This is a genomic window from Paucibacter sp. XJ19-41 (genome assembly GCF_028462495.1).
GTDB lineage: Bacteria > Pseudomonadota > Gammaproteobacteria > Burkholderiales > Burkholderiaceae_C > Roseateles_E.
In genome coordinates this window covers 11,803-32,176 of sequence record NZ_JAQOWX010000015.1, presented here as the reverse complement: position 1 = coordinate 32,176, position 20,374 = coordinate 11,803, and the positions used below count along the sequence as shown (strand labels likewise).

The window sequence follows — 20,374 nt, the reverse complement described above, 5'->3', positions numbered from 1 at the left end:
GGGTATTAAAATGCCCAAAATGGGTATCCAACCATCGCCGACACAGCCAGCCCAGCCCTTCGCAGGCCTGGCCGACGCGCTGTTCTCCACCACCCAGCAGCGCGTGCTGGGCCTCTTGTTCGGTCAGCCGGAGCGCAGCTTTTATGCCACCGAGCTGATCGCACTGGCCGGCGCGGGATCGGGCGCGGTGCAGCGGGAGTTGGCCAGGCTGGCGGCCAGTGGTCTGGTGACCTTGCGCGCTGTCGGCAACCAGAAGCACTACCAGGCCAACCCTGCAGCGCCGATTTACGCCGAGCTGTGCAGCATCTTTCAGAAGACCGTCGGCCTGGCCGAGCCGCTGCGCGCGGCGCTGGCGCCGCTGGCGGGCCGCATCCGGGCGGCCTTCGTCTATGGCTCGGTGGCCAAGCGGCAGGACACGGCGGCCAGCGATATCGACCTGATGCTGATCAGCGATGAGCTGAGCTACGCGGAGTTGTTCGGCGCACTGGAGGCGCTCAACCAGAGCCTGGGCCGCACCGTGAACCCGACCCTCTATACCGCTGAGGAGCTTGCGCAGCGCCAGCAACGCGGCGATGCTTTCGTCTCGCGCGTACTGGCCCAGCCCAAGATCTGGCTGATCGGAGGTGAGGATGAAATCGCCCTCAACAACAGCGTTTGAGAATCTCAGCGGACCCGGCAAGCCGTTGAAAGCCGAAGCGCCCGATGCGAACGAGTTCGCCGGTCTGCGCAGGTCCGGTTTGGCCCGCTTGGCCGATGCCCGCACCGACAGTCTGTCGCTGGAGGGCCGCTTCGATCTGGCCTACAACGCGGCCCATGCCTTATGCCTGGCGGCGCCGCGCTGGCATGGCTGGCGATCCAGCAACCGCTACATCGTCTTCCAGCTACTGCCGCACACCTTGGGCCTGGGGCCGGAGGTATGGCGGGTGCTGGACAAATGCCATCAGGTGCGCAATCTCGGTGAGTACGAGGGCGATCTGAATGTCGACGATCGTCTCGTCAATGATCTGATCGCCGCTGCGGCAGCTGTGGCCGCCAAGCTCGATGCCTTGGGACCGCCCTCGACCTAGCATCCAGCGAGGGCGAGCGGCGTCGAGGCTGCTGACGCACAAAGTCTCCTAGCACTCAAACCGCAACACCGCATTCGGCGCCGGCAGCTCGCCGCTGACGAGTTGCCCGGCCGGCGCCGCCGGGTCGGCGATCCAGAGCCGGCCGGACTCGGCCTGGTCCATCTTGGCGTAGGTTCCGAGCTGGCGGAAGGCGCTCAGCACAAAGGGCTGGCCCTGGGCATGGAGCAGGGCCGGACGGTCGGCCATATGGAGATGCAGATGCGGGCCCGAGGAGTTGATGCCGGAGCGGCCCACGCGGGCGAGCGGCTGCCCGGCCCGGACCCGCTGGCCGAGCTGGGGCGTGATGCTGTCCTGGCGCAGATGCTCATAGAAAACATAGCGATGGTCGGCGAGCTGCAGGCACAGATAGTTGCCGGCCACATCGTCGTGGCTCCAGGGGCGGGCGGGGCGCTGGGCGTTCAGCAGGTCCTCGCGGCCGTCGCGCAGCGCGACGATCTCGCCGTCGGCCACGGCCAGCACCTCGCTGTCCAGGCCATGCCACTGCGCGTAGCCGGCCGGGCCCGCCGGCCCGGGGCGGCCACCGGCATCGAGCCGTATCCAGTCGATGGCAAACCGCGCGGGAATGAAGCGCTGACCCTCGTGCACAAAGGCCGAGCGCCGATGCCCCTGCGCCAACCAGGGGTCGAACACCGCCGCCCAGGGGCCGCCTCGCAGCGGCGGGCCCAACTGCAGCGGCGGCTCGGCGGCGGGGATGGCCAGTGCGGCCATGCCTGTCGAGCCGTCGCCCCGTACGGCTTCCAGCCGCAGTGCCAGGCCGGCGTCATCGCCAGCCGGCAGAGCTTGCCAGAGATGCAGCAGGACCTGCTCACTGGCCCCCAGCAGCAGCAAGCGCGCCGGGCGACCATCGGGCCCGTTCGCCAAGGCCTGCAGCGCGTCGCCGACCACGGTCACCAGCGGCCGGGCCTCGCTAGCCGCATCCGACCCCAGCAGCAGCAATCGACGCAATGCCAGCGCTTCGGCGCTGGTGTTGCGCACTGACAGCTCGCCGACCAGAAAGTCCTGCCGGCTCATGCGCACCCGGGCGAAGCGGTCGAGCGCGGCGATCTCCAGTCCGCTGCTGGCGGCAGCGGCATGCGGCGACAGGCCGCTCAGGGCCGATGGCAGCAGAATGGTGGCGGTGCTGTGCAGCAGCAGTTGGCGCCGGTTCATGGGGCTCATAAGCTTGATTCGTGTAATGTGACGGCTACCGCGTCGCCGCCGATGGGGTCCACAGCCGGTCGACAGCGCGCCCCAGCACCGCCGCAGCGGCGGCATGCAGGGCGGCCGGCGCCAGCTGGCCTCGGGCCTGGGCGCGGTCCAGCCAGGCTTCGATATTGCCGCCGCGCTGATCGAAGCGATCGGCCTTCAACATCCCGTAGAGCGCTGCGGCGAACACATGCATGCCTTCGTCGCTGTCGGCCCAGCGCTGGGCCGGCGGCTGGCCGTAGCCGAGGCGCTCCAGGATGATCTGGTCCAGGGCCTGCACGGTGTCTTCCTCGAAGATGCCCTCGATGCTGTTGTAGCCGCTGTCGCGGCTCTTCTCGGCCAGGATGCGCTGCAGCAGCGGGTCGGCCGCGAGCTGGGCGATGCAGCGCCGGGCCACCGCGCCGCGCATATCGAAGGGTGGGTGCAGCACCTCGTGCGCGGCGGTCAACGCAATCGTGGCATCGGAAGCCTGCACAGCGGCGATGAAGCGCTGGCCCTGCAGCTTCACGCCGTGGGGCCGGCAGAACCACAGCAGATTCATCTCGATCTCGCGCTCGAGGGTCCGGCCGACCAGGCGCTCCTGCTCGCTGATGATGTCGACCGGCGCGAAGCTGCGCAGCAGCTCCTCGGCCCGGGCCTCGGCCGGCGCGATCAGGCCCCGGCGGTAGGCCGCGAACCCAGCGGCCTTGAGCCCCTGCAGCAGCAAGCGCAGACGCTCGACCATGGACTCGAACTGGCCCCATAGCGCCGCGCTCCAGTAGACGCTGGCTTCCAGCCTGGGCCGCAGCGTGCGACCCACATCGTCGAGGCTGGCCAGCAGATCGTCGATCGTGTCGCTGCGGCCGCCGGACAGGATCAGGCTCAGGCGCGGCCACAGCAGATAGCCATCGGCATCGGCCGCCTCGACCAGGCTGGTTAGCGCGTCCAGCGCGGCGGGCGCGATCCGTGGCCTGAAGTCCTGCAGCTCCTGGGCGTAGTAGCGCGCGTAGAAGGCCTTGCCGGACAAGGGCCCGAGAAAGGCGATCGCATCCAGGCCCTCCGAGGTGCGGAAGGACCAGGCGGTGCGTGGCGGCGCAGCAGCAGCGGCGGCGCCCGCAGGCAGGCTCGCGAAAAGCGGGAGGGTCATCAGGGCGGTGGTGGCTGAGCGTCTGTTCATGCGGCCACTATTGCAGCGCCCCGGCCGGCGGTCTTGTCAGCACTTGACTGCCGGCGCAGGGCCTGCGGCGAGGCGCCGGTCAGCGCGCGAATGGCGTGGTTCATGCTGGCCTGGTCCGCGAAGCCGGCCTCCAGCGCCAGCTCGACCAGGGGCGCGCCCGCCCCGCCCAGCAGGGCGACCAAGGCCAGGCGGGTGCGCTGCTCGAAACGTACCCGCTTGGGCGTCGCGCCATAGAGGCGGCGGAATCCGCGCGACACCGTCTCGGGCGCCAGCCCCTGCCGCAGCGCCCAGTCGCCGAGGCACAGCTGCGGGTCGGCGGCCATGTCGAGGGCCAGCTGATCCGGCCAGTCGCTGACGAGGGGCGGCAGCGGCAGCAACAGGGCCAGGGCCAGCGCGCCGGCTTCGGGGCCTTGCTGGGCGGCGGCGCGGACCAGGCTGTCGACATCGTCGATGCGGCCATAGGCATCCGCCAGCGGTCCCTGGACGGCCAAGTTCAGCACCACGGCGCCCGCGCCGCCGACCTGGTTGCAATGCGCGCCATAGGGGCCGTGGACCGCCACATCGCCCGCGCGCAGCTGACGGCGCCCGGCGCCATTGGCCTCCCAGTAGCTGCCCTCGACGACCAGCGCCAGATAGGCCGGGCCATGCAGATGCCGGGCCAGGGTCGACCCGGGGGTCAGGTGTTGCTGAGCTTGCGGCGTCGACTCGGTGCCGGGCGCGGCGGTGTTCATGCGGTGCTTCCTCGTGCGGCGGTTGGCTGTGTCGGTGCCGGCAGTGTCGGCATCGCGGCCCAGCATCGCCACGCCGCAGCGACGGATTGGCGCCTGGCAGTGACGAAGTGCGCGGGCCGGCGACGAGCCCGTCGATTGTTCACGCGGCGTGAACTCTGAACCCGCGCCCGGCGCCTAGGCGGCGAGGCCCAGGCGGCCGACCATAGGCCCATGTTCAACCCATCCCCACTCAAACGCATATGAAAGCCCATCTCTCTCCGGTCGCCGCTGCGCTGGCCGCCGCCGTCTTCGCCACCCTGCTGGCCAGCCAGGCCTGCGCCGCCGGTGCGCCGCCCGAGGCCGCCGAGCGGGTCGGCATCAGCCCCTATGGCCCGCAGGACGAGATCGGCATGCTCAACAAGATCACGCCCGAATCGACGCTCAAGGTGCTGCGCCGCATTGCCAGCGGCAAGACCTATGACCTCAGCGTCGAGTTCTATGTGGGCATGCCCAGCTACTACTTCCTGGGCCAGCCGCGCTTCCAGATCTGGAACGTCCACACGCCGCAGGGCACCATCGTCGACGACCCCAACGGCCTGGGCAAGGAGAAGAACAGCCTGGTGACCTACTCGGGCGCGGCCTTCTCGATGTATGCCCATACCGGCACCCATATCGACGCGCTGTCGCACTTCGGCCTCAACGGCCAGATCTACAACGGCTTCAAGACCGAGGAGCAGCTCGGCGACCGCGGCTGGCGCAAGGCCGGCATCGAGAAGTTCCCGCCCATCATCGCGCGCGGCCTGCTGCTGGATGTGGCGCGCTACAAGGGCCTGGAGATGCTGCCCGAGTCCTATGGCATCACGGTGGCGGACCTGCAGGGCACGGCGCGCGCCCAGGGCGTGGACTTCGAGGACGGCGATGTGATCATGGTGCGCACCGGCCGCATGCAGCTCTTCAAGGACGCCGACAAATACATGCACAACACCCCGGGCCTGACACGCGAGTCGGCCAACTTCCTGGCCGACCGGGGCGCCATCGTGATCGGTGTCGACAATATCAGCACCGATGCCTGGCCCTCGCAGGAGAGCCGCAACTGGATCCCGGTGCACAGCTCCATGCTGTCGCAGCGCGGCGTGCCCATCATGCAGAACGTCTTCCTGGAGCAGCTGGCCGCCGACCGTGTCTACCAATTCGCCTGGTTCGGCGCCCCGCTGAAGCTGCGCGGCGCCGACGGGGCGCCGATGCGCCCGCTGGCGATCCCGATCCGCTGAGCGCAGCGCCGCCGGCTACGATGCGGCCCGGAGGACGCAGCGATGGATAGGCATCTCGCGATGCAGTGTTTTTGCCGGGTGGTCGAGACCGGCAGCCTGGCGGCGGCCGCGCGCGACCTCGATTGTTCGCGCGCGGTGGTCAGCAAATATGTCCAGCAGTTGGAGGACTGGGCCGGCAGCCGGCTGCTGGCGCGCACCACGCGCAGCATGCAGCTGACCGAGGCCGGCACGCGCTTTTACGCCTACTGCCGCCGCGTGATGGACGACACCGAGCAGACCCTGAGTCAGCTGCGCGAGCACAGCGCCGGCCTGTCCGGACGGGTGGTGATCTCCGCGCCGGTCTCGCTGACGCTGGCCTTTCTGGGCGAGCATCTGCATGCCTTCCAGCGCCTGCATCCGCAGATCGAGCTCGATGTGCGGCTGAATGACCGGCCGGTGGATCTGGTGCGCGAGGGGGTGGATCTGGCACTGCGCGGCCAGGCCCGGCTGGGCGACTCCAGCCTGGTCGCGGTACAGCTGATGCAGCTGCCGCGGGTTCTGTGCGCCGCCCCGTCGTTCTGGGCCGCCCATGGCCTGCCCGAGCACCCGGAGCAGCTGCGCGGTCTCAACTGCCTGCCCTACCGGCTCGGCGAGGATGCCGGGCGCTGGCTGTTCGAGGGCCCCGGCGGCGAGCCGCACAGCATCGAGGTCGATGGCAGCTTCCGCGCCGACAACAGCCTGCTGCTGATCGACGCGATGCGGCGCGGGGTCGGTATCGGCCTGGTGCCCGAGCCGATGGTGCGCGAGGCGCTGGCGCGTGGCGAGCTGGTGGCGGCGCTGGGCGAGTACCGGGTCGAGCCGCGCCGCCTGTTCGCGCTCTATCCCAGCCGCAGCTATCTGAGCGGCCGGGTGCGCGCCCTGGTGGACTTTCTGAAGCAAAGCCTGGCGGCCTGAGTGCCGCTGCCATGAAAAAGCCCGCGCTCGGCGGGCTCTGTTGCTGACGGCAGCAAGAAGCTCAGAGCGCCTTGGCCTTCAGCAAGCCGGCCGAGGCCAGCTGCGGCTCGGTGGCGGCCGGGGTGCTGCGGCCGGTGATCACGACGCGCGGCAGCTGGGCGATCTGCACCGGCGTCTCGACGCTGCGCTTGCCGACGATCACCACCCGCTCCAGCTTGACGATCTCGGTGGCCGGCGGCTGGCCGCCACTGCCCAGCAGCGCGGCGCCAATCACCGCCAGCATGGCCAGCACGGTGACGGTGAAAAGAACAAGGGTCTTGGCGCTGTGGCTGGTGTTCATGGTGGGCTCCTGCGGGGTGTTGGCTGTGTCAGTGATTGCAGTTTCGTCCGCAGCGGCGGCCATCGCCAGGCCCGCGCGACGGATCGCCACACGCCGACGACCAAGTGCAAGAAGGCGCGACAGGCCGTCGGCCCATAAAAGAAGGCCCGATGGCTGGGCAGCACATCGGGCCTGACGAGGCCGGCCGGCGGGGGTGCCGGACCGGTGGGCGGGTGCCCCAGGAGATTCGAGAGTGGATGCGGCGTCGGCGATCAGCCGCCGTAGTTGATCTGCTGGCTTTGCAGCTGGCCGCGGGCACGGGCCTGCTGCAGCTCGGCGATGACCTCGGCGCGGCTCTTCGTCGAGCCGGCGATGCTGGGCAGGCTGCGCGATTCGGCATCGCGGCCTTGCAGCTCGCCGGCGCTGCGGGCGCGCTGCAGCTCGGCCAGCACGGCAGCGCGGCTGGTGCTGGAGCCGGTGGCGATCACGGCGCGGCCGATGGCATCGGGGTTCTCGCCTTGCTGGGCGACCAGTTCGCCGGTGGCGCGGGCACGCTGCAGTTCGGCGACGACTTGCTCACGGCTCAGGCCATCGGCCAGGGCAGCGCCGGTGGACAGCAGGGAGAACAGGGCAATGACGGTCAGCTTCTTCATGATGATTTCCTTTGCGGTTGGGTGGAGGACTTCGCCTGTGGTCTGCTTGCTTCGCATCACCGTCGCCGTGTCCATGGACTCCAATGTAGGAAATCAGGCCCTGTAGAAAAACGGGGCGCAGGCGAATGCACTGTTGCTGATTTCGGTATGACGGTGCGGGCCATGGTGAGTGCCGGTCACGGGTTCCGGCGCCGCCCAATCCTTGCGGCCGATTTCCGCCCCCGAGGCGTGAGCTCGACGGAGGCTTCTTGATGAGGAGGAGGTTCAACGACCTCCGACTTCGGCTGTGCCCAAGCGCGAGCGTCCCGTCGGACGTGGTGTCTCGCTGCACGAGGGGCTGGCCCAATGCGATCGGTCCCGCGCACATCCCGCGCTGCCAACACCATCGAGATGCAGCGACGGAGTGCAAGGACACAGCCGAAGTCGGACGTTCAAACCACTGACCCAAAGCAAAAGGCCCGGACTCTTTGCAGAATCCGGGCCTCTGGGGTCAGAGGAGAGAGGGCGCGGCGCCTCAGGCGCTGCCTTCTCCCGGATGCATGCAAGCAACAAAGCGCTTCGGCTCACCAAGTCCACGCACGATCGCACCTCGGGCCGCGAGGGCGCTGAGCTTGGCGATGAGGTGGCGGGTGGTCACGATGCTGCCTTTCTTGCTGGGTGATTGTTGGGTCGGTACTGCGAGGGCTGATGGCCCCCACAGCGCTGGCCGCACTGTAAATAGTCTTTACTATCGCGTCAAGCCACAGCGACAATCGCTGTTGTTCCTGTTGTACGAAGCGCACAGCCTTGCTGACCAACCCCACTCTCATACGCCGCCAGAACGCGCTGGCGCTGTTCCAGCTCTATGCCGAGCAGGCGCTGGCCGCAGGCGCCTCGCCCAAGGGACTGGAGCAGGCCTTTGCCGCCAGCGTCGAGATCTCGCCCAGCATGTGGAGCCAGATCAAGTCCGCACGCCCGATCGGCGACAAGCTGGCCCGCCAGATCGAGAGCCATTGCGGCAGGCCGCCGGGCTGGCTGGATGAGACCCGGCTGGACGCCGCGCCGACCGACAAGGAGAAGGCCTTCATGGCGCTGGCGCTGGCCGCCTGGCGGTCCAGCAACAGCGCGGGCCGCAAGCAGCTGCGCGAGCAGCTGGCGCGCATCGCCGCGCCGACCGAGCGCGCCTAGGCGCAGAAAAGACAAAGCCCGCATGCAGCGGGCTTGTACCGGACACGGCAGGGCCGCGTGGGGAGCGCTCGATCAGATGGCCGGGGTCGTGCCGGCGGCGGCCAGCTGGGTGTGGCCTGCCGCCGTGCTGCGACCGATGATCACCACGCGGGGCAGCTGCGCGATCACCGCGGCCTCGGCACGCTTGCCCACGATCACCACACGCTCCAGCTGCACGATCTCGCTGGCGGCCGGCTTGGCCGGGCTCTGCAACATCGCAGCACCCACAACGGCGACGGCTGCGATGGCGAAGAGTGCGAAAGACTTGGTGGCGGTGTTCATGGTGTGTTCCTTGTGCGTGTTGCTGTGTCAGTGATTGCAGTGTCTGACTTGGCGGCAGGCGCCGCCACGATCTGGCGACGAGTCGGCGGCCCGGCCGGACGAGATGCAAATGCTGGCGACGAAATGGAGACGCTGCGGACGTAAAAAAGCCCGATGGCCTGTGCGGGCCACCGGGCGAAGCCTGGCAGGCGGTAGATACAACAACGCACCACCAGACGAAGCTGACCCTTGGCAGACCGGGGTCAACGGTCGTCGTCTTGTATTGAGTTTGTGGGCGCCCGCCAGGGAGCGCCCGGTCGTCAGCGGGCCGTGGCAGGCTGGCCGGCCAGCAGCTCGCCGCCAGCGCTCTTGCCACCACTCAGTACGGCCAGCTGCGCATAGCTGGGGTTGTTGCTGTTCAGCACCGCGAGCTCGCCCGAGGCTCGGGCCGCCCGCAACTCGGCCAGCACGGCGGCGCGGGTGGTGGTCGAGGCGGTCGAGGCCGGGCTCAGATCGACTTCGCGGTACAGCGCATTCAGCTCACCAGCCTGGCGGGCGCGCTGGAACTCAGCGATCACGGCGCTGCGGGTGGTGCTGCTCTGCACGGCAGTCTGGCTCTGGCGCAGCGACTCGCGGGTGATGGCGCCATCGGCCATGGCGGCACCGGCGGCCAGCAGGGAAGTCAGGGCGATGGCAGTGATCTTGTTCATGATGGAGTCCTTTCAGTTCAGCTTCGTTGGGTTCTCGGACCCGGCTTGTTTGCGTGCCGTGTCCATGGGCTCAACTGTGAAGCTTGTGCTCCAAGAGAAAAACCAGCGCCGCTTCAACGCACTATTGCTATTTCCTTCATGATCGAAGTGCCTCGCACAGGGTGTCCAGCAGCTGGCGCTGCACGGTGCTGGGCGAGGTGCTCGCGCTGAGCAGGGCCAGCTCGGTGGGCGGCAGCGCGGGCAGGCCCTCGCAGAGGCGGTGCTCGGGCAGCAGCGCCGTGGTGGGCAGCACCGAGATACCCAGACCCGAGGACAGCGCCGCCTGGATGCCGCTGAGGCTGTGGCTGCCGAAGGCGATGCGCCAGCGCCGCCGCGCCTGGTCCAGGCCCGCCAGCGCACGCTGCCGGTAAACACAGCCCTGCGGAAACAGCGCCAGCGGGATCGGTTCGTCGGCCGGCAAGACCTGGCCGGCACCGGCCCAGACCAGGGTCTCGGGCCAGGCCGCCACGCAGAGCCCTCCCTCGCCGGGCACCCGCTTGACCAGCGCGATGTCCAGTTCGCCGCCGGCCAGCCGGCGCTGCAGTTCGCTGCTCATGCCGCTGATGGTTTCCAGTCGCAAGCCCGGCTGCCGCGCGACAAAGCCCGACAGCAGGCTGGAGATGCGCCGCGCGTCGAAATCCTCGGGCACGCCGATGCGCAGGCTCAGCAGCGCGCTGCCCTTGCTGCCCAGCGCTTCTTCCGCCTCCTGGGCCAGCGCCAGCAGGCGCCGCGCATAGGTGGCCAGCAGCTCGCCCTGCTCGGTCGGCGTCACCTGGCTGCCGCTGCGGTCGCGCAGCAGCAGGGCATGGCCCAGCCGTTCCTCCAGCTTGCGGATCTGCTGGCTGACGGTGGACTGGGTGCGGTGCACCCGCTCGCCGGCGCGCGTGAAGCTGCGCTCGTCAACGACACAGACCAGGGTGTGAAGCAGTTCCAGATCAAGCATGAAGACATTAGATATTCAAATTTGCATCCACTACAAATCCAATTTCCAAATATCGACGGCGCTGGCTAGGCTTCGCTCCATTCTTCAACGACCCAGGACTCCCGATGTCTCTTCACACCACTTCGCGGCCGCGCTGGCTGACCTTCGACTGCTACGGCACGTTGATCCAGTGGGACGAGGGCCTGCAGGCCGCCGTGCGCGAGCTGCTGGCGCGCAAGCAGGCCGGCCATATCGAGCCGGCTACCTTGATCGAGGTCTATGACCGCCACGAACATGCGCTGGAGCAGACGCCGCCGCACCGCAGCTTCCGCGAGGTGGCCGGCCAGGGCTTGCGCCTGGCGCTGCAGGAGCTGGGTCTGCCGGTCGATGACGGCGACATCCGCGTGCTGACCGAGCGCATCTCGCGCATGCCGCCCTTTCCCGAGGTGGTGGACACGCTGGCCCGGCTCAAGCAGGCCGGCTACCGGCTTTGCATCGTCTCGAACACCGACGACGACATCATTGCCGGCAATGTGGCCCAGCTGGGCGGCCATATCGACCGCGTGATCACGGCCCAGCAGGCGGGTGCCTACAAGCCGGCGCCCCGGCTGTTCGAGCATGCACATGAGGCGCTGGGCGTCAGCAAGGACGAGGTGGTCCACATCTGCGCCAGCCCGCATCTGGACCACGCGGCGGCGCGCGATATCGGCTTTCGCTGCGTCTGGATCGATCGCGGCACCGGCCGCCGGCCGCTGCCCGACTACCGCCCCGACGCGACCCTGACGCGGCTGGACGAAGTGCCAGCGCTGTTCGCCTCGCTAGACTGGTGAGCGGGAGGCATCAAGCCATGGCTCATACGATCACGATTGGCGGCGCGTCCGCTGTGCACCTCGCGCTGGAAGAAACCGACGCGATCCGCCAGGCCCGCATCGAGCTGGCCGCCTGCTTCCAGCTGGCCGCCCGGCACGGGCTGGAGGAAGGCATCTGCAACCATTTCTCGGCCCTGCTGCCCGGCCACGACGAGCTCTTCCTGGTCAACCCCTACGGCTACGCCTTCGCCGAGATCACCGCCTCGCGGCTGCTGGTCTGCCATGTCGACGGCCATGTCGTCGCCGGCCAGGGCCAGCCCGAGGCCACGGCCTTCTACATTCACGCGCGGCTGCACCGCGCCCAGCCGCGCCTGCGCGCCGCCTTCCACACGCACATGCCCAACGCCACCGCGCTGGCCATGCTGGAGGGCCCACCGCTGCTCTGGGCCGGCCAGACCGCGCTGAAGTTCTACGGCCGCACGGCGGTAGACGAACACTACAACGGCCTGGCGCTCGACGCCTCCGAGGGCGACCGCATCGCCGCAGCCATGGGTACGGCCGACATCCTGTTCCTGAAGAACCATGGCGTGATGGTGGGCGGCCCCAGCATCGCTGAAGCCTGGGACGATCTCTACTATCTGGAGCGCGCGGCAGAGGTCCAGCTCAAGGCGATGAGCAGCGGGCGGGCGCTCAAGCCGGTGCCGCCGGCGATCGCGCAGCGCACCTATGAGCAAATGCGCGAGGGCGATGCGCAAAGCGCGCGCGCCCATCTGGACAGCGGCCTGCGCCGGCTGCGGGCCGAGGGTCATCCCTTCGAGGCCTAGCAATGAAAAAGGCCCGCACAAGGCGGGCCCGGTGACAGCAGCGAAGCCAGCGCTCAGACCATCTTCGCCTTCAGCAGGCTGGCCTCGGCCAGCTGCTCGGCCGCCGTGCTGCGGCCGGTGATCACGACGCGCGGCAGTTGCGCGACGACCGGCGCCTCGGCGCGCTTGCCAACGATCACCACGCGCTCCAGCTGCACGATCTCGGTCCTGGGCGCGTGGGTGGCCAGCATCGCGGCGCCGAGAACGGCGACGGCTGCGGTGGCGAGGACGGCGAGAGACTGAAGGTGGCGGCGGGTGTTCATGGTGGGCTCCTGGGGTGGCTGTGTCAGTGATTGCAGTGTCGGCAATGCCGGCCGGGCTTGCCATGGCCTCGCGATGGGCTGCCGGCCGCAGCGGATGAGCTGCAAATTCCCGCGACGAGCGGGCCGGCGGCCCGGGAGTCGCCGGCCCTGCCCCTCAGCGCGCGATGCCAGGCTGGCCGGCCATCAGCTCGGTAGCGGCCTTGCGCTGACCCAGTTGCAGCAGCTCGGTGTAACCCGGGTTGTTGCTATTCAGCAGGGCCAGCTCGCCGCTGTCACGGGCGGCCTGCAGTTCGGCCAGCACCTGGGCGCGCGTCTTGGTCGAGGCGATCGGCGCGACCGAGGGGCCATAGCGCTCGGCCTCCTGGCGGGCCAGCTCGCCGGATTGCTGGGCGCGCCGCAGCTCGGCGGTCACCGCCTCGCGGCTGAGGCTGCTCGCCGCGACCTTCAGGCCGTAGCCGCCATAGCTCTCGCTTTGAAGCGCCGTCAGTTCGCCGGCATTGCGGGCACGCACCAGCTCGGCCACCACCTCATCGCGGCTCAGGCCGTCGGCCATCGCGGCGCCGGCGCTCAGCAGGGTGGACAGGGCAATCAGGGTCAGCTTGTTCATGATGGGGTCCTTGGGTTTCAGCTTCGGGGGTTTTGCTTGGACCCGGCACCCGCCGTGTCCATGGGCTCTACTGTGAAACTTCGGGCGCTCCGGAAAAACCAGGCTGGCTTCAATGCACTGTTGCTGATTCCGGCATGATGCGGCGCTTCTCTGCCGATCCGCACCGATGACCGCCACGCCGCTGGACCACCCCCTCGTCACCCTGGCCACCCAGACGGGCGCTCAGGCCCTGCCGGTCTTTCTGGCCCTGCTGATGCTGCTGCTGCTCGCCACGGCGGCGCTGTGGTGGTCGCTGGACCGCCATCTGCTGCCGCGCGCCCGCAGCGCGCTGCCGCCCAGCGGCTTCGTGCTGCTGAACGCACTGGCCGGCTTCGGCCTGCTGCTGGGCGGCGCCGGGCTGTTCGCCGAGATCGCCGAACACCTGGGCCGTGGCGGCACGCTGGCGCTGGCCGACGAGGCGCTGACGGCCTCGATACGCCAGCATGTCGACGCCGCGACGCTGCGCGTCTTCGCTGGCTTCACCCGTTTCGGCGATGTACTGAACCTGAGCCTGCTGGGCGTGGTCGTCACGCTGCTGCTGCTCCTCAAGCGCCGCCATGCGCTGGCGCTGGGCTGGGTGCTGGCGCTGGGCGGCAACGGGCTGCTGAATCCGCTGCTCAAGCGCATTTTCGAGCGCGCCCGCCCGGTGCACGACCACGGCCTGGTCAGCGAGCTGGGCTGGAGCTTCCCCAGCGGCCACAGCTCGGGCGCCGTGGTCGCCTACGGCATGCTGGCCTATCTGGCGCTGCGCAGCCTGCCGGCGGTCTGGCATCTGCCGGCCGTGCTGGCGGCCGCCGCCCTGGCCTTCACGGTCGGCTGCAGCCGCGTCTTTCTGCAGGTGCACTTCGCCACCGATGTGGCCGCCGGCTTCGCCTCCGGCCTGGCCTGGCTCAGCGTCTGCATCGTCAGCGTGGAGCTAGGGCGCTATTACCGGCGTGGCGGCACCCAGCGCCTTCAGTAGCGCTCGTCGAAGCCAAAGATAGGCTTGCGCGTCTTCCACAGCCCGCCGCTGAAGTCGGGGAAGTCCAGGGTCTGGAAGCTCTGCGCGATCGACTGCTCGGACAGCGGCGTGATCGCGCTCCAGGCCACCGCGTCATAGATGTCGATGGGCATCGGGGCATCGGCCTTCAGCGCCTCGACAAAGGCGTGGATCACGAAGAAGTCCATGCCGCCATGGCCGGCACCGGCCGCCGCGCCCTCGTACTTCTTCCACAGCGGATGGTCGTAGCGGTCCTGGTAGCTTTTGAAGGCCTCCCACTCATGCGGCTTGCTGCGGCCTTCGATATGGATGGACTGGTTCAGATCCATCCACAGGCCCTTGGTGCCCTGCACCCGGAAGCCCAGCGAGTAAGGGCGCGGCAGCGAGGTGTCGTGCTGCAGGATCATGGTCTCGCCGTTCTCGCAGGCCAGCGTGGTCGTGACGATATCGCCCAGCTTGAACCTGACGGCCGCATTCGGGTGCTTGGCACCGCCCTGGGTCTGCACATAGTCCTGCAGGCCCCGGGCCTTGCTGGCGAAGGCATTGATGCGGGTGAAGCGGTTGCCGCGATGGATATTGGCATACATGGCCAGCGGCCCGATGCCGTGGCTGGGATAGAGTTCGCCATTGCGCTGCACCGAGTGCTCGGTGCGCCAGCGCGCCTCGCTCCAGCCCTTGGCACCGAACTCGACGCCGCCGCCATAGGGCCTGGCCGGGTCGCCGCTGTTGAACTTGACCGCGCGCAGATCATGCTGGTAGCCGCCCTGCAGATGCACCAGCTCGCCGAACAGGCCGGCACGCACCATCTGCAGCGCCGCCATCACGTCGCGCCGGTAGCAGACGTTCTCCAGCAGCATATAGGGCGTGCCGGTCTTCAGCTGGGTGTTCAGCACATCCCAGTGGTCCTGCAGCGTGACGCCGGCCACCACCTCGCAGCCCACCGCCACCTTGGCCTGCATCGCGGCGATAGCCATCTCGGCATGCCATTCCCAGGGTGTGGCGATGATCACGCCGTCCAGGCCCGGCAGCTCCAGCAGCCGGCGCCAGGCCTGGGTGTCACCGCTCTCGCCATAGGTCCTGGGCGCGGGCTGGCCGGCGCCCTCGACCATGGCCAGCGCGCGCGTGAGCATGATGGGCTCGATATCGCACAGCGCCACCAGGTCCACATCCTCGCGGCGCAGCAGCTCGCGCAGCAAGACCTGACCCCGCATGCCGGTGCCTATCATCGCCAGGCGCAGGCGCGGACGTGCGGCGGCGTGTGCAAGGGAAGAGATGCCACTCGCCGCGAGGGCGGCGGCGGAAGAGAGCAAAAATTGTCGACGGAGCATGGTTCGGTTCATGGGTTCGAGGTGGGAGTGTGGCGCAGGCGGCGGCGCCGGGCTGCAGCGATCAGGAGGCCGCCGGCCACCATCATCGTTAGGCTGGCCGGCTCGGGTACCGGCGCGGCGGCGCTGTCAAAGCTCAGGCGGCCCGAGCGCCAGATGCCATCGGGCTGCAGGCCATCGCCTGCAGCCTCGTGAAACTCGAGGCGCAGGATGCCGTCGGTGCCGAGATGGAAGTCGAGCCCTGACTCCAGCAGGTCGAGCTCACCCGCGGCCCGCAGCGTGCCGGCGGCGTCGCGGCCCTCGCCCGGCGCGAACAGCAGGCCGCCGGTGGTGATATCGCTGCCGCTGACAGCAAGGCGGAGCTCGGACAGCCAGCTCGGCGCAAAGGCCTCGATGTCGAGTTCCCAGCGCATTGCGGTCACATGGGCGCCGGCGCCGAGCTGGAAGCTCAGCACGGTATTGCCAGCCGCGCCGAGCAGACCGCTGCTGGCGATGCTGCTGAGGGGAATATCGCGTGTCGCGGCATGGGCGCCGGCACCGAGGCCCAGGCACAGGACCGCGGCCAGGGACTTCAACAGGAAACGGGGCATGGCTGTTCTCATGGCAGGGTGTTGAGGTCCACCGCCGGCTGTTGGCCGGTCAGCGGGCGTATGAAGTTTTGGTTGGCGGCCACGGTCTCGTCGAAGAAACCGCCGTTGCGCAGATAGAAGCGGCCGCTGGCATCGAGACCGCCGGCAAAGTCGAGCCGCTGCCTGGCCGCGCCGGTCGCATCGACGGTGAAGCGGCCGCGATTGAGCTCGGTCCAGACGCCGGCATTGTTCACCGCCCACTGCTGGCCCATCAGCAGCTTGCGGCCCTGATAGCCCTTGGTATCGATGAAGTTCTCGAGGAAGGAATGCGGACGCACCAGCCAGGTATGGGTGTTCGGCCGCAGCCAGGTCGCGATGAAACGCCAGCGCTGCTCCTCGACGGCATAGAACCAGGCCGAGTAGAGGCTGCCGCCCTGGCCGTCGGGTCGCACGCGGGTGATGAAGGGGTAGGTCGTGCCGGCACGCCAGTCGTAGGTCAGCCGGCTCTGGCCGCCCGTGCCCTCGCCGCCAAAGTCATTGGTGACAACCTCGGGGCCCTTCTTGACCAGCGTCGTCTTGCCGACGGCCGGATCCCAGACCGAGAACAGCACCCAGCGCTCGCGCTCCTTGACCTGGATGCCCATATAGCCTTCACCGAAGCCGTTGGCCATGAAGAAGGAGCCGACACTGTCCTCGCCGACCGGAATCGTCAGCTCGTTGTAGAAGTACTCGACATTGGCCGGCGCCGTGTAGCTCATATGGACCGAGGGGCCGCGACGCGACCAGTAGTAGCCGGAGTCGGCCGCCTGGTTGGCATACTGCAGGCCGCTGGCCGCCGTACCGCTGAGCTCGATGGCCTGCAGCTGCGCGAACTCGGGGCCGCTGCGCGTGAGACCTTGCAGATCGATCTTCAGGTAGCCGGCGTTCGGCACGTCGATCACGGCCAGCCCGGTCGCCACGGCCGAGGTCGGCGTCATGCGCAGCGTGAAGCTCTTGCCGAGCGCCGTGACCTTGACGGTGCTGATGCCACCGGCCGGCACCAGGCCTTTCAGCGCGATATTGAAGCGGCCCGGCTGGGCCACCCGCACATAGCTGCTGATGACCGTGCGCGGATCGCTCCAGTCCTTCAGTCCCTCGTCGTAGGAGATCCACTCGGGAGCGTCGGCGGCAGCCTTCGTGATGAAGGCATTGCCGGCCAGCTCGACACGGGCCGGCTGCAGCTTCGGGCTTGTCGCGGTGTCGCCCTTGGCGGCCGCGAGCGTCCGCGAGCTCGGGCCGGCGGCCTGGGCCAGCGACATCGGTTCCGCTTCGGCACCGCCGCCGCAGGCGGCGAGCAGGGCGGCCGTCGCCAGCAGCGCGGTCATGGCAGGGAGTCTGGTGATCATGGCTGTCCCTCGCGTCAGTTGAACTTGTAGCTGGCCGACAGGCTGTAGACCCGGCCGAACAGGTTCAGGCCGTGGTTGTAGCCCTCCCAGCCATAGGGGTCGTAGTAGGGCTTGCGGTCGAACAGGTTCTTGACCGTCAGGCCCAGGCGCATGTCCTTCACCGGGCTCCAGCCCAGGCTCAGATTGACCGTGTAGTGGGCGGGCTGACCCTTGCACAGCTTCTCAGGCAGAGTCAGGTGGGCGCCCTTGCAGGTGCCGGGCGCGTTGTCCTTGTCGGTGTTGTCATAGGCCCATTTGCTGCTGCCGCTGTAGTTCAGGAACAGGCCGGCGTTGTAGTTCTGGTAGGCCCAGTCGGCGCTCAGGGTGGCGCGCAGGCGCGGGTTGTTGTAGTAGCCGACGTACTCGTATTCGAAGCCGGTACCGCTGTAGTCAGCCTTGTTGCGCCGCGCGATGGTAGCGGCCGCGCCCAGGTTCAGACGGCCGTAGTCGCCCAGCGCGACGCGGCCCCGCGCATCGATGTCGAAGCCGTCGATCAGGGTGCGACCGCGGTTGCTATAGCTGTTCACCAGGCCGGCCAGATTGCCCACCGTGTAGCCGGGCAGGCCGGCGGCGCAGGCGGCGGCATTGGCCGGGTTCTGGCACATCGCGGCGGCGGCGGCGGCATTGCCGCGGTCGGCATCGGAGATCGGCACACGGGTCGCGCCGGGCGCGCCAACGAGCGCGGGCCCGTACTGCTCGACCATGGCGTCGTACAGCATATTGAAGTCACCGCGCTGGATCTCGTCGCGGCGGTAGACAAACCAATAGTCCAACGAAACGTCCAGATCCTTGGTCGGCTGCAGCACCATTCCCAAGGTCGCGATCTTGGCCTTCTCGGGCTTGAGGGCCTTGTTGGGCGGGGTCAGGCCGCCGATCGTGGTGCTGCAGTTGGAGTTCAAGAGCTGCTTGCCCAGCTCCTTGTCGGTGGCGCTGACCGACTTCAGCAGCAGGTTGGCGATCGCATTGGTCTGGTCGCAGCGCACCTTGTCGCGCAGGCCGCCGTGCTGGGCATAGACGCCGCCATTGCCGGACTCGGCCAGGCCGGGCGCGCGGAAGCCCTCGGAATAGGTGCCGCGCAGCAGCAACTCTGGCATGGGCTTGTACTTCAGTCCAAGCTTGGGCGCCAGGTTGGCGTCGAAGTTCGGGTACTTGTCCAGGCGCAGCGCGGCATTGAGCTCCAGGTCCTTGGCCAGCGGCACGATGGCCTCGCCGAACAGCGCGCCGACGGTGCGCTCGCCATCGAACCAGGAGCCACCCTGCTGGGTGATCAGGCCATTGGCTGCGTCGGTGTTGCCGGGAGTCTTGAAGCTCTCGCGCATCAGGTTGATGCCGAAGGCGGTGCGCACCTCGCCGGCCGGCAGCGTGTAGACCGTACCCTCGACCTTGGCGTCATAGGTGATCAACCGGGTGCTGGACTGGATGTCGAAGGTCGGGTAGGCCTCGCGCAGCAGCGCGGCATTCTTCTCGCTGATCACACCGAACTCATAGGCCGGCTTGTCGGCCATCAGCAGGCGGCCGGCGGCGTCGGTGGTGAAGGGGCCGAAGGCCTTCTCGAAACCCTTGCGGTTGACATTGACGGTCTGGTACAGGGTCGACTCGCTGCCCGCCACCGCCAACGCGGTCTCGAAGTCCCAGCTGCCGATGGCGCCGCGCAAGCCTGCCAGCCAGCGGTAGCTGTTGTCGGTATTGCGCTGGCCGAAATGGCCGATCGCGTCCGGCAACAGGTAGTTCAGACCCACCACGCCACCCATCTTGGCGCGCAGCTCGGGGCTGGCCTTGTTGTAGATGTTGTTGGGGCCCAGAAAGGGCTGGGTGAAGGTGTTCAGCGTGGTGCCGGTGTTGCGCGAGTACCAGCTGGTGGTGCTGCCACTGTTCAGGGCGGCCGGGCCGTTGCGGCCCTGCAGCTCGATACGGGTGTAGGCCAGCTCGCTGAAGCCCTCCAAGGTGTCGCTGAACTTGGCGCGGCCGTTCAGGTAGAGCGTCGCACGCTCGGACGTGGGGCCGGTGTCGAGCGCGTTGGGTAGCGAGTTCCAGATACAGCGCTGGCCAGCGGCCTGCTGCAAGGTGTTCTTGCAGCCCGGCGCCGGTTCCTGCGAGCGCGCATTGCCCTTGGTCGGGTCGAAGGCGAAAAAGGTGCCGGGGTTGACGACACCCGGCTCGCTGCCGCTGCCGATGCGGAAGTCCGAGAGAAAGGTGGGGCGGTTCACATAGAAGTGATCGGGGCGCTTGTCATAGGTGTCGGCCAGCGCGATGCGGTCGCGCTTGTAGACGTTCAGCGAGCCGTAGAGGCTGAAGCGGTCGCGGTCCAGGTCGCCGAAGCCATAGAGCAGGCTAGCCTGCTTCTCGCCGAAACTGCTGACTTGGTCCGACCAGTCGGTGCTGGCGCTCAGCTGCAGGCCCTGGAAGCTCTTCTTGGTGATCACATTGATCACGCCGGCCACCGCATCGGAGCCGTAGATCGCCGAGGCCCCGTCGGTCAGCACCTCCATGCGCTCGATCGCGGCGGCAGGGATCGAATCGATATTGACGAACTGGCGCTGGAAGCCTTCGGGCGCGCCGTAGAAGGACAGGCGGCGGCCGTTCAGCAGCACCAGCGTGCCATGCGCGCCCAGGCCGCGCAGATTGGCCTGCGAGGCGCCGTCCGAGCCGGTGAACATCGAGCGGAAGTCCTGCTGCCCCGGGCGGGCCGCCGGCAGATTGTCCAGTACCTGCAGCAGGGTGCGCGCGCCCATGTTCTCGATCTGCTTGGCGCTGATTACCTGCACCGGCGAGGCGGTCTCGGCATTGACGCGGCGGATGCTGGAGCCGGTCACCTCCACGCGTTCGATCTGCGCCGGTTCGGTCCTGGCCTCGGTCTGGGCGACCGCCATCAAGGGCCCGGCGCACAACAGGGTGGCGATGGCGCGGGCCCGGGCATGGGGGCGGAGGGTCTGGTTTCGGTTCAGCATCGTCGTGTTTCCTTATCGGTTGGAGCTTGCTTGGCTTGTCTCGGCCTTGCGATCTG

At 68.4% G+C, this 20,374-nt stretch carries 22 protein-coding genes; 8 read left to right on the top strand and 14 right to left on the bottom strand.

The annotated features are described in order from the left end of the window. Positions 1 to 19: 19 nt before the first annotated feature. Complete coding sequence (locus tag PO768_RS05975; protein WP_272645323.1) at positions 20 to 658, top strand: transcriptional regulator; 639 nt, start codon at positions 20 to 22, stop codon at positions 656 to 658. 25 nt (positions 659 to 683) lie between these two features. Then, a complete protein-coding gene (locus PO768_RS05970; RefSeq protein ID WP_272645322.1) occupies positions 684 to 1,067 on the top strand; it encodes a hypothetical protein in 384 nt (127 codons plus the stop codon). 48 nt (positions 1,068 to 1,115) lie between these two features. Here PO768_RS05970 and PO768_RS05965 read toward each other — a convergent pair whose 3' ends face one another. Genes PO768_RS05965 through PO768_RS05955 form a run of 3 tightly spaced genes read right to left on the bottom strand, consistent with a single transcriptional unit; the run spans position 1,116 to position 4,199 of the window. After that, positions 1,116 to 2,276, bottom strand: a complete 1,161-nt coding sequence (locus PO768_RS05965) for a M23 family metallopeptidase (protein ID WP_272645321.1) — start codon at positions 2,274 to 2,276, stop codon at positions 1,116 to 1,118. A 34-nt stretch (positions 2,277 to 2,310) separates the two neighbouring features. Further along, the gene (locus PO768_RS05960; protein ID WP_272645320.1) at positions 2,311 to 3,468 is read right to left on the bottom strand and encodes a hypothetical protein; all 1,158 of its coding nucleotides are present in this window, start codon (positions 3,466 to 3,468) and stop codon (positions 2,311 to 2,313) included. Continuing rightward, the gene (locus tag PO768_RS05955) at positions 3,465 to 4,199 is read right to left on the bottom strand and encodes an AraC family transcriptional regulator (protein WP_272645319.1); all 735 of its coding nucleotides are present in this window, start codon (positions 4,197 to 4,199) and stop codon (positions 3,465 to 3,467) included. Before PO768_RS05955 ends, PO768_RS05960 begins: the two co-directional genes overlap by 4 nt. Before the next feature lie 239 nt (positions 4,200 to 4,438). Here PO768_RS05955 and PO768_RS05950 point away from each other — a divergent pair, with 239 nt between their 5' ends. Next, a complete protein-coding gene (locus PO768_RS05950; RefSeq protein WP_272645318.1) occupies positions 4,439 to 5,449 on the top strand; it encodes a cyclase family protein in 1,011 nt (336 codons plus the stop codon). A gap of 42 nt (positions 5,450 to 5,491) precedes the next feature. Beyond that, the gene (locus tag PO768_RS05945; protein ID WP_272645317.1) at positions 5,492 to 6,382 is read left to right on the top strand and encodes a LysR family transcriptional regulator; all 891 of its coding nucleotides are present in this window, start codon (positions 5,492 to 5,494) and stop codon (positions 6,380 to 6,382) included. Between the two features lie 61 nt (positions 6,383 to 6,443). On the opposite strand, the gene PO768_RS05940 is transcribed toward PO768_RS05945, so the two are convergent. Both PO768_RS05940 and PO768_RS05935 read right to left on the bottom strand, forming a co-directional pair. Then, positions 6,444 to 6,722 (bottom strand): hypothetical protein, encoded by a 279-nt coding sequence (locus PO768_RS05940; RefSeq protein ID WP_272645316.1) that lies wholly within the window; start codon positions 6,720 to 6,722, stop codon positions 6,444 to 6,446. 251 nt (positions 6,723 to 6,973) lie between these two features. Then, complete coding sequence (locus PO768_RS05935) at positions 6,974 to 7,354, bottom strand: DUF4148 domain-containing protein (protein WP_272645315.1); 381 nt, start codon at positions 7,352 to 7,354, stop codon at positions 6,974 to 6,976. 786 nt (positions 7,355 to 8,140) lie between these two features. On the opposite strand from PO768_RS05935, the gene PO768_RS05930 reads away from it, so the two are divergent. Continuing rightward, on the top strand, positions 8,141 to 8,521 hold the full coding sequence (locus PO768_RS05930; protein WP_272645314.1) for a hypothetical protein: 381 nt from the start codon (positions 8,141 to 8,143) through the stop codon (positions 8,519 to 8,521). 72 nt (positions 8,522 to 8,593) lie between these two features. Here the strand turns inward: PO768_RS05930 and PO768_RS05925 are convergent, their stop codons facing one another. The 3 genes from PO768_RS05925 to PO768_RS05915 all read right to left on the bottom strand — a co-directional run bounded on the left by PO768_RS05925 (position 8,594) and on the right by PO768_RS05915 (position 10,513). Beyond that, positions 8,594 to 8,842, bottom strand: coding sequence for a hypothetical protein (locus tag PO768_RS05925; protein WP_272645313.1), 249 nt, complete (start codon positions 8,840 to 8,842; stop codon positions 8,594 to 8,596). Between the two features lie 299 nt (positions 8,843 to 9,141). Continuing rightward, positions 9,142 to 9,531 carry a DUF4148 domain-containing protein gene (locus PO768_RS05920; protein ID WP_272645312.1) on the bottom strand — a complete coding sequence of 130 codons (390 nt, stop codon included), beginning with the start codon at positions 9,529 to 9,531 and terminating at the stop codon, positions 9,142 to 9,144. Between the two features lie 136 nt (positions 9,532 to 9,667). Then, the gene (locus PO768_RS05915; protein WP_272645311.1) at positions 9,668 to 10,513 is read right to left on the bottom strand and encodes a LysR substrate-binding domain-containing protein; all 846 of its coding nucleotides are present in this window, start codon (positions 10,511 to 10,513) and stop codon (positions 9,668 to 9,670) included. Between the two features lie 104 nt (positions 10,514 to 10,617). Here PO768_RS05915 and PO768_RS05910 point away from each other — a divergent pair, with 104 nt between their 5' ends. Beyond that, positions 10,618 to 11,322 carry a haloacid dehalogenase type II gene (locus tag PO768_RS05910; RefSeq protein ID WP_272645310.1) on the top strand — a complete coding sequence of 235 codons (705 nt, stop codon included), beginning with the start codon at positions 10,618 to 10,620 and terminating at the stop codon, positions 11,320 to 11,322. A 17-nt stretch (positions 11,323 to 11,339) separates the two neighbouring features. Continuing rightward, the gene (locus PO768_RS05905) at positions 11,340 to 12,125 is read left to right on the top strand and encodes an aldolase (protein WP_272645309.1); all 786 of its coding nucleotides are present in this window, start codon (positions 11,340 to 11,342) and stop codon (positions 12,123 to 12,125) included. A gap of 53 nt (positions 12,126 to 12,178) precedes the next feature. On the opposite strand, the gene PO768_RS05900 is transcribed toward PO768_RS05905, so the two are convergent. After that, the gene (locus PO768_RS05900; RefSeq protein ID WP_272645308.1) at positions 12,179 to 12,427 is read right to left on the bottom strand and encodes a hypothetical protein; all 249 of its coding nucleotides are present in this window, start codon (positions 12,425 to 12,427) and stop codon (positions 12,179 to 12,181) included. Between the two features lie 154 nt (positions 12,428 to 12,581). Then, on the bottom strand, positions 12,582 to 13,034 hold the full coding sequence (locus tag PO768_RS05895; protein WP_272645307.1) for a DUF4148 domain-containing protein: 453 nt from the start codon (positions 13,032 to 13,034) through the stop codon (positions 12,582 to 12,584). A gap of 166 nt (positions 13,035 to 13,200) precedes the next feature. Here PO768_RS05895 and PO768_RS05890 point away from each other — a divergent pair, with 166 nt between their 5' ends. Then, positions 13,201 to 14,034 carry a phosphatase PAP2 family protein gene (locus PO768_RS05890; protein ID WP_272645306.1) on the top strand — a complete coding sequence of 278 codons (834 nt, stop codon included), beginning with the start codon at positions 13,201 to 13,203 and terminating at the stop codon, positions 14,032 to 14,034. On the opposite strand, the gene PO768_RS05885 is transcribed toward PO768_RS05890, so the two are convergent. Genes PO768_RS05885 through PO768_RS05870 form a run of 4 tightly spaced genes read right to left on the bottom strand, consistent with a single transcriptional unit; the run spans position 14,028 to position 20,318 of the window. Next, positions 14,028 to 15,380: a Gfo/Idh/MocA family protein gene (locus PO768_RS05885; protein WP_272645305.1), complete on the bottom strand. Its 1,353-nt coding sequence runs from the start codon at positions 15,378 to 15,380 to the stop codon at positions 14,028 to 14,030. The genes PO768_RS05890 and PO768_RS05885 overlap by 7 nt on opposite strands. Positions 15,381 to 15,388: 8 nt before the next feature. Next, a complete protein-coding gene (locus tag PO768_RS05880; RefSeq protein WP_272645304.1) occupies positions 15,389 to 15,967 on the bottom strand; it encodes a PEP-CTERM sorting domain-containing protein in 579 nt (192 codons plus the stop codon). A gap of 8 nt (positions 15,968 to 15,975) precedes the next feature. Continuing rightward, the gene (locus tag PO768_RS05875) at positions 15,976 to 17,331 is read right to left on the bottom strand and encodes a DUF3472 domain-containing protein (RefSeq protein WP_272645303.1); all 1,356 of its coding nucleotides are present in this window, start codon (positions 17,329 to 17,331) and stop codon (positions 15,976 to 15,978) included. Between the two features lie 14 nt (positions 17,332 to 17,345). Then, positions 17,346 to 20,318 (bottom strand): TonB-dependent receptor domain-containing protein, encoded by a 2,973-nt coding sequence (locus PO768_RS05870; protein ID WP_272645302.1) that lies wholly within the window; start codon positions 20,316 to 20,318, stop codon positions 17,346 to 17,348. Positions 20,319 to 20,374: the final 56 nt, after the last annotated feature.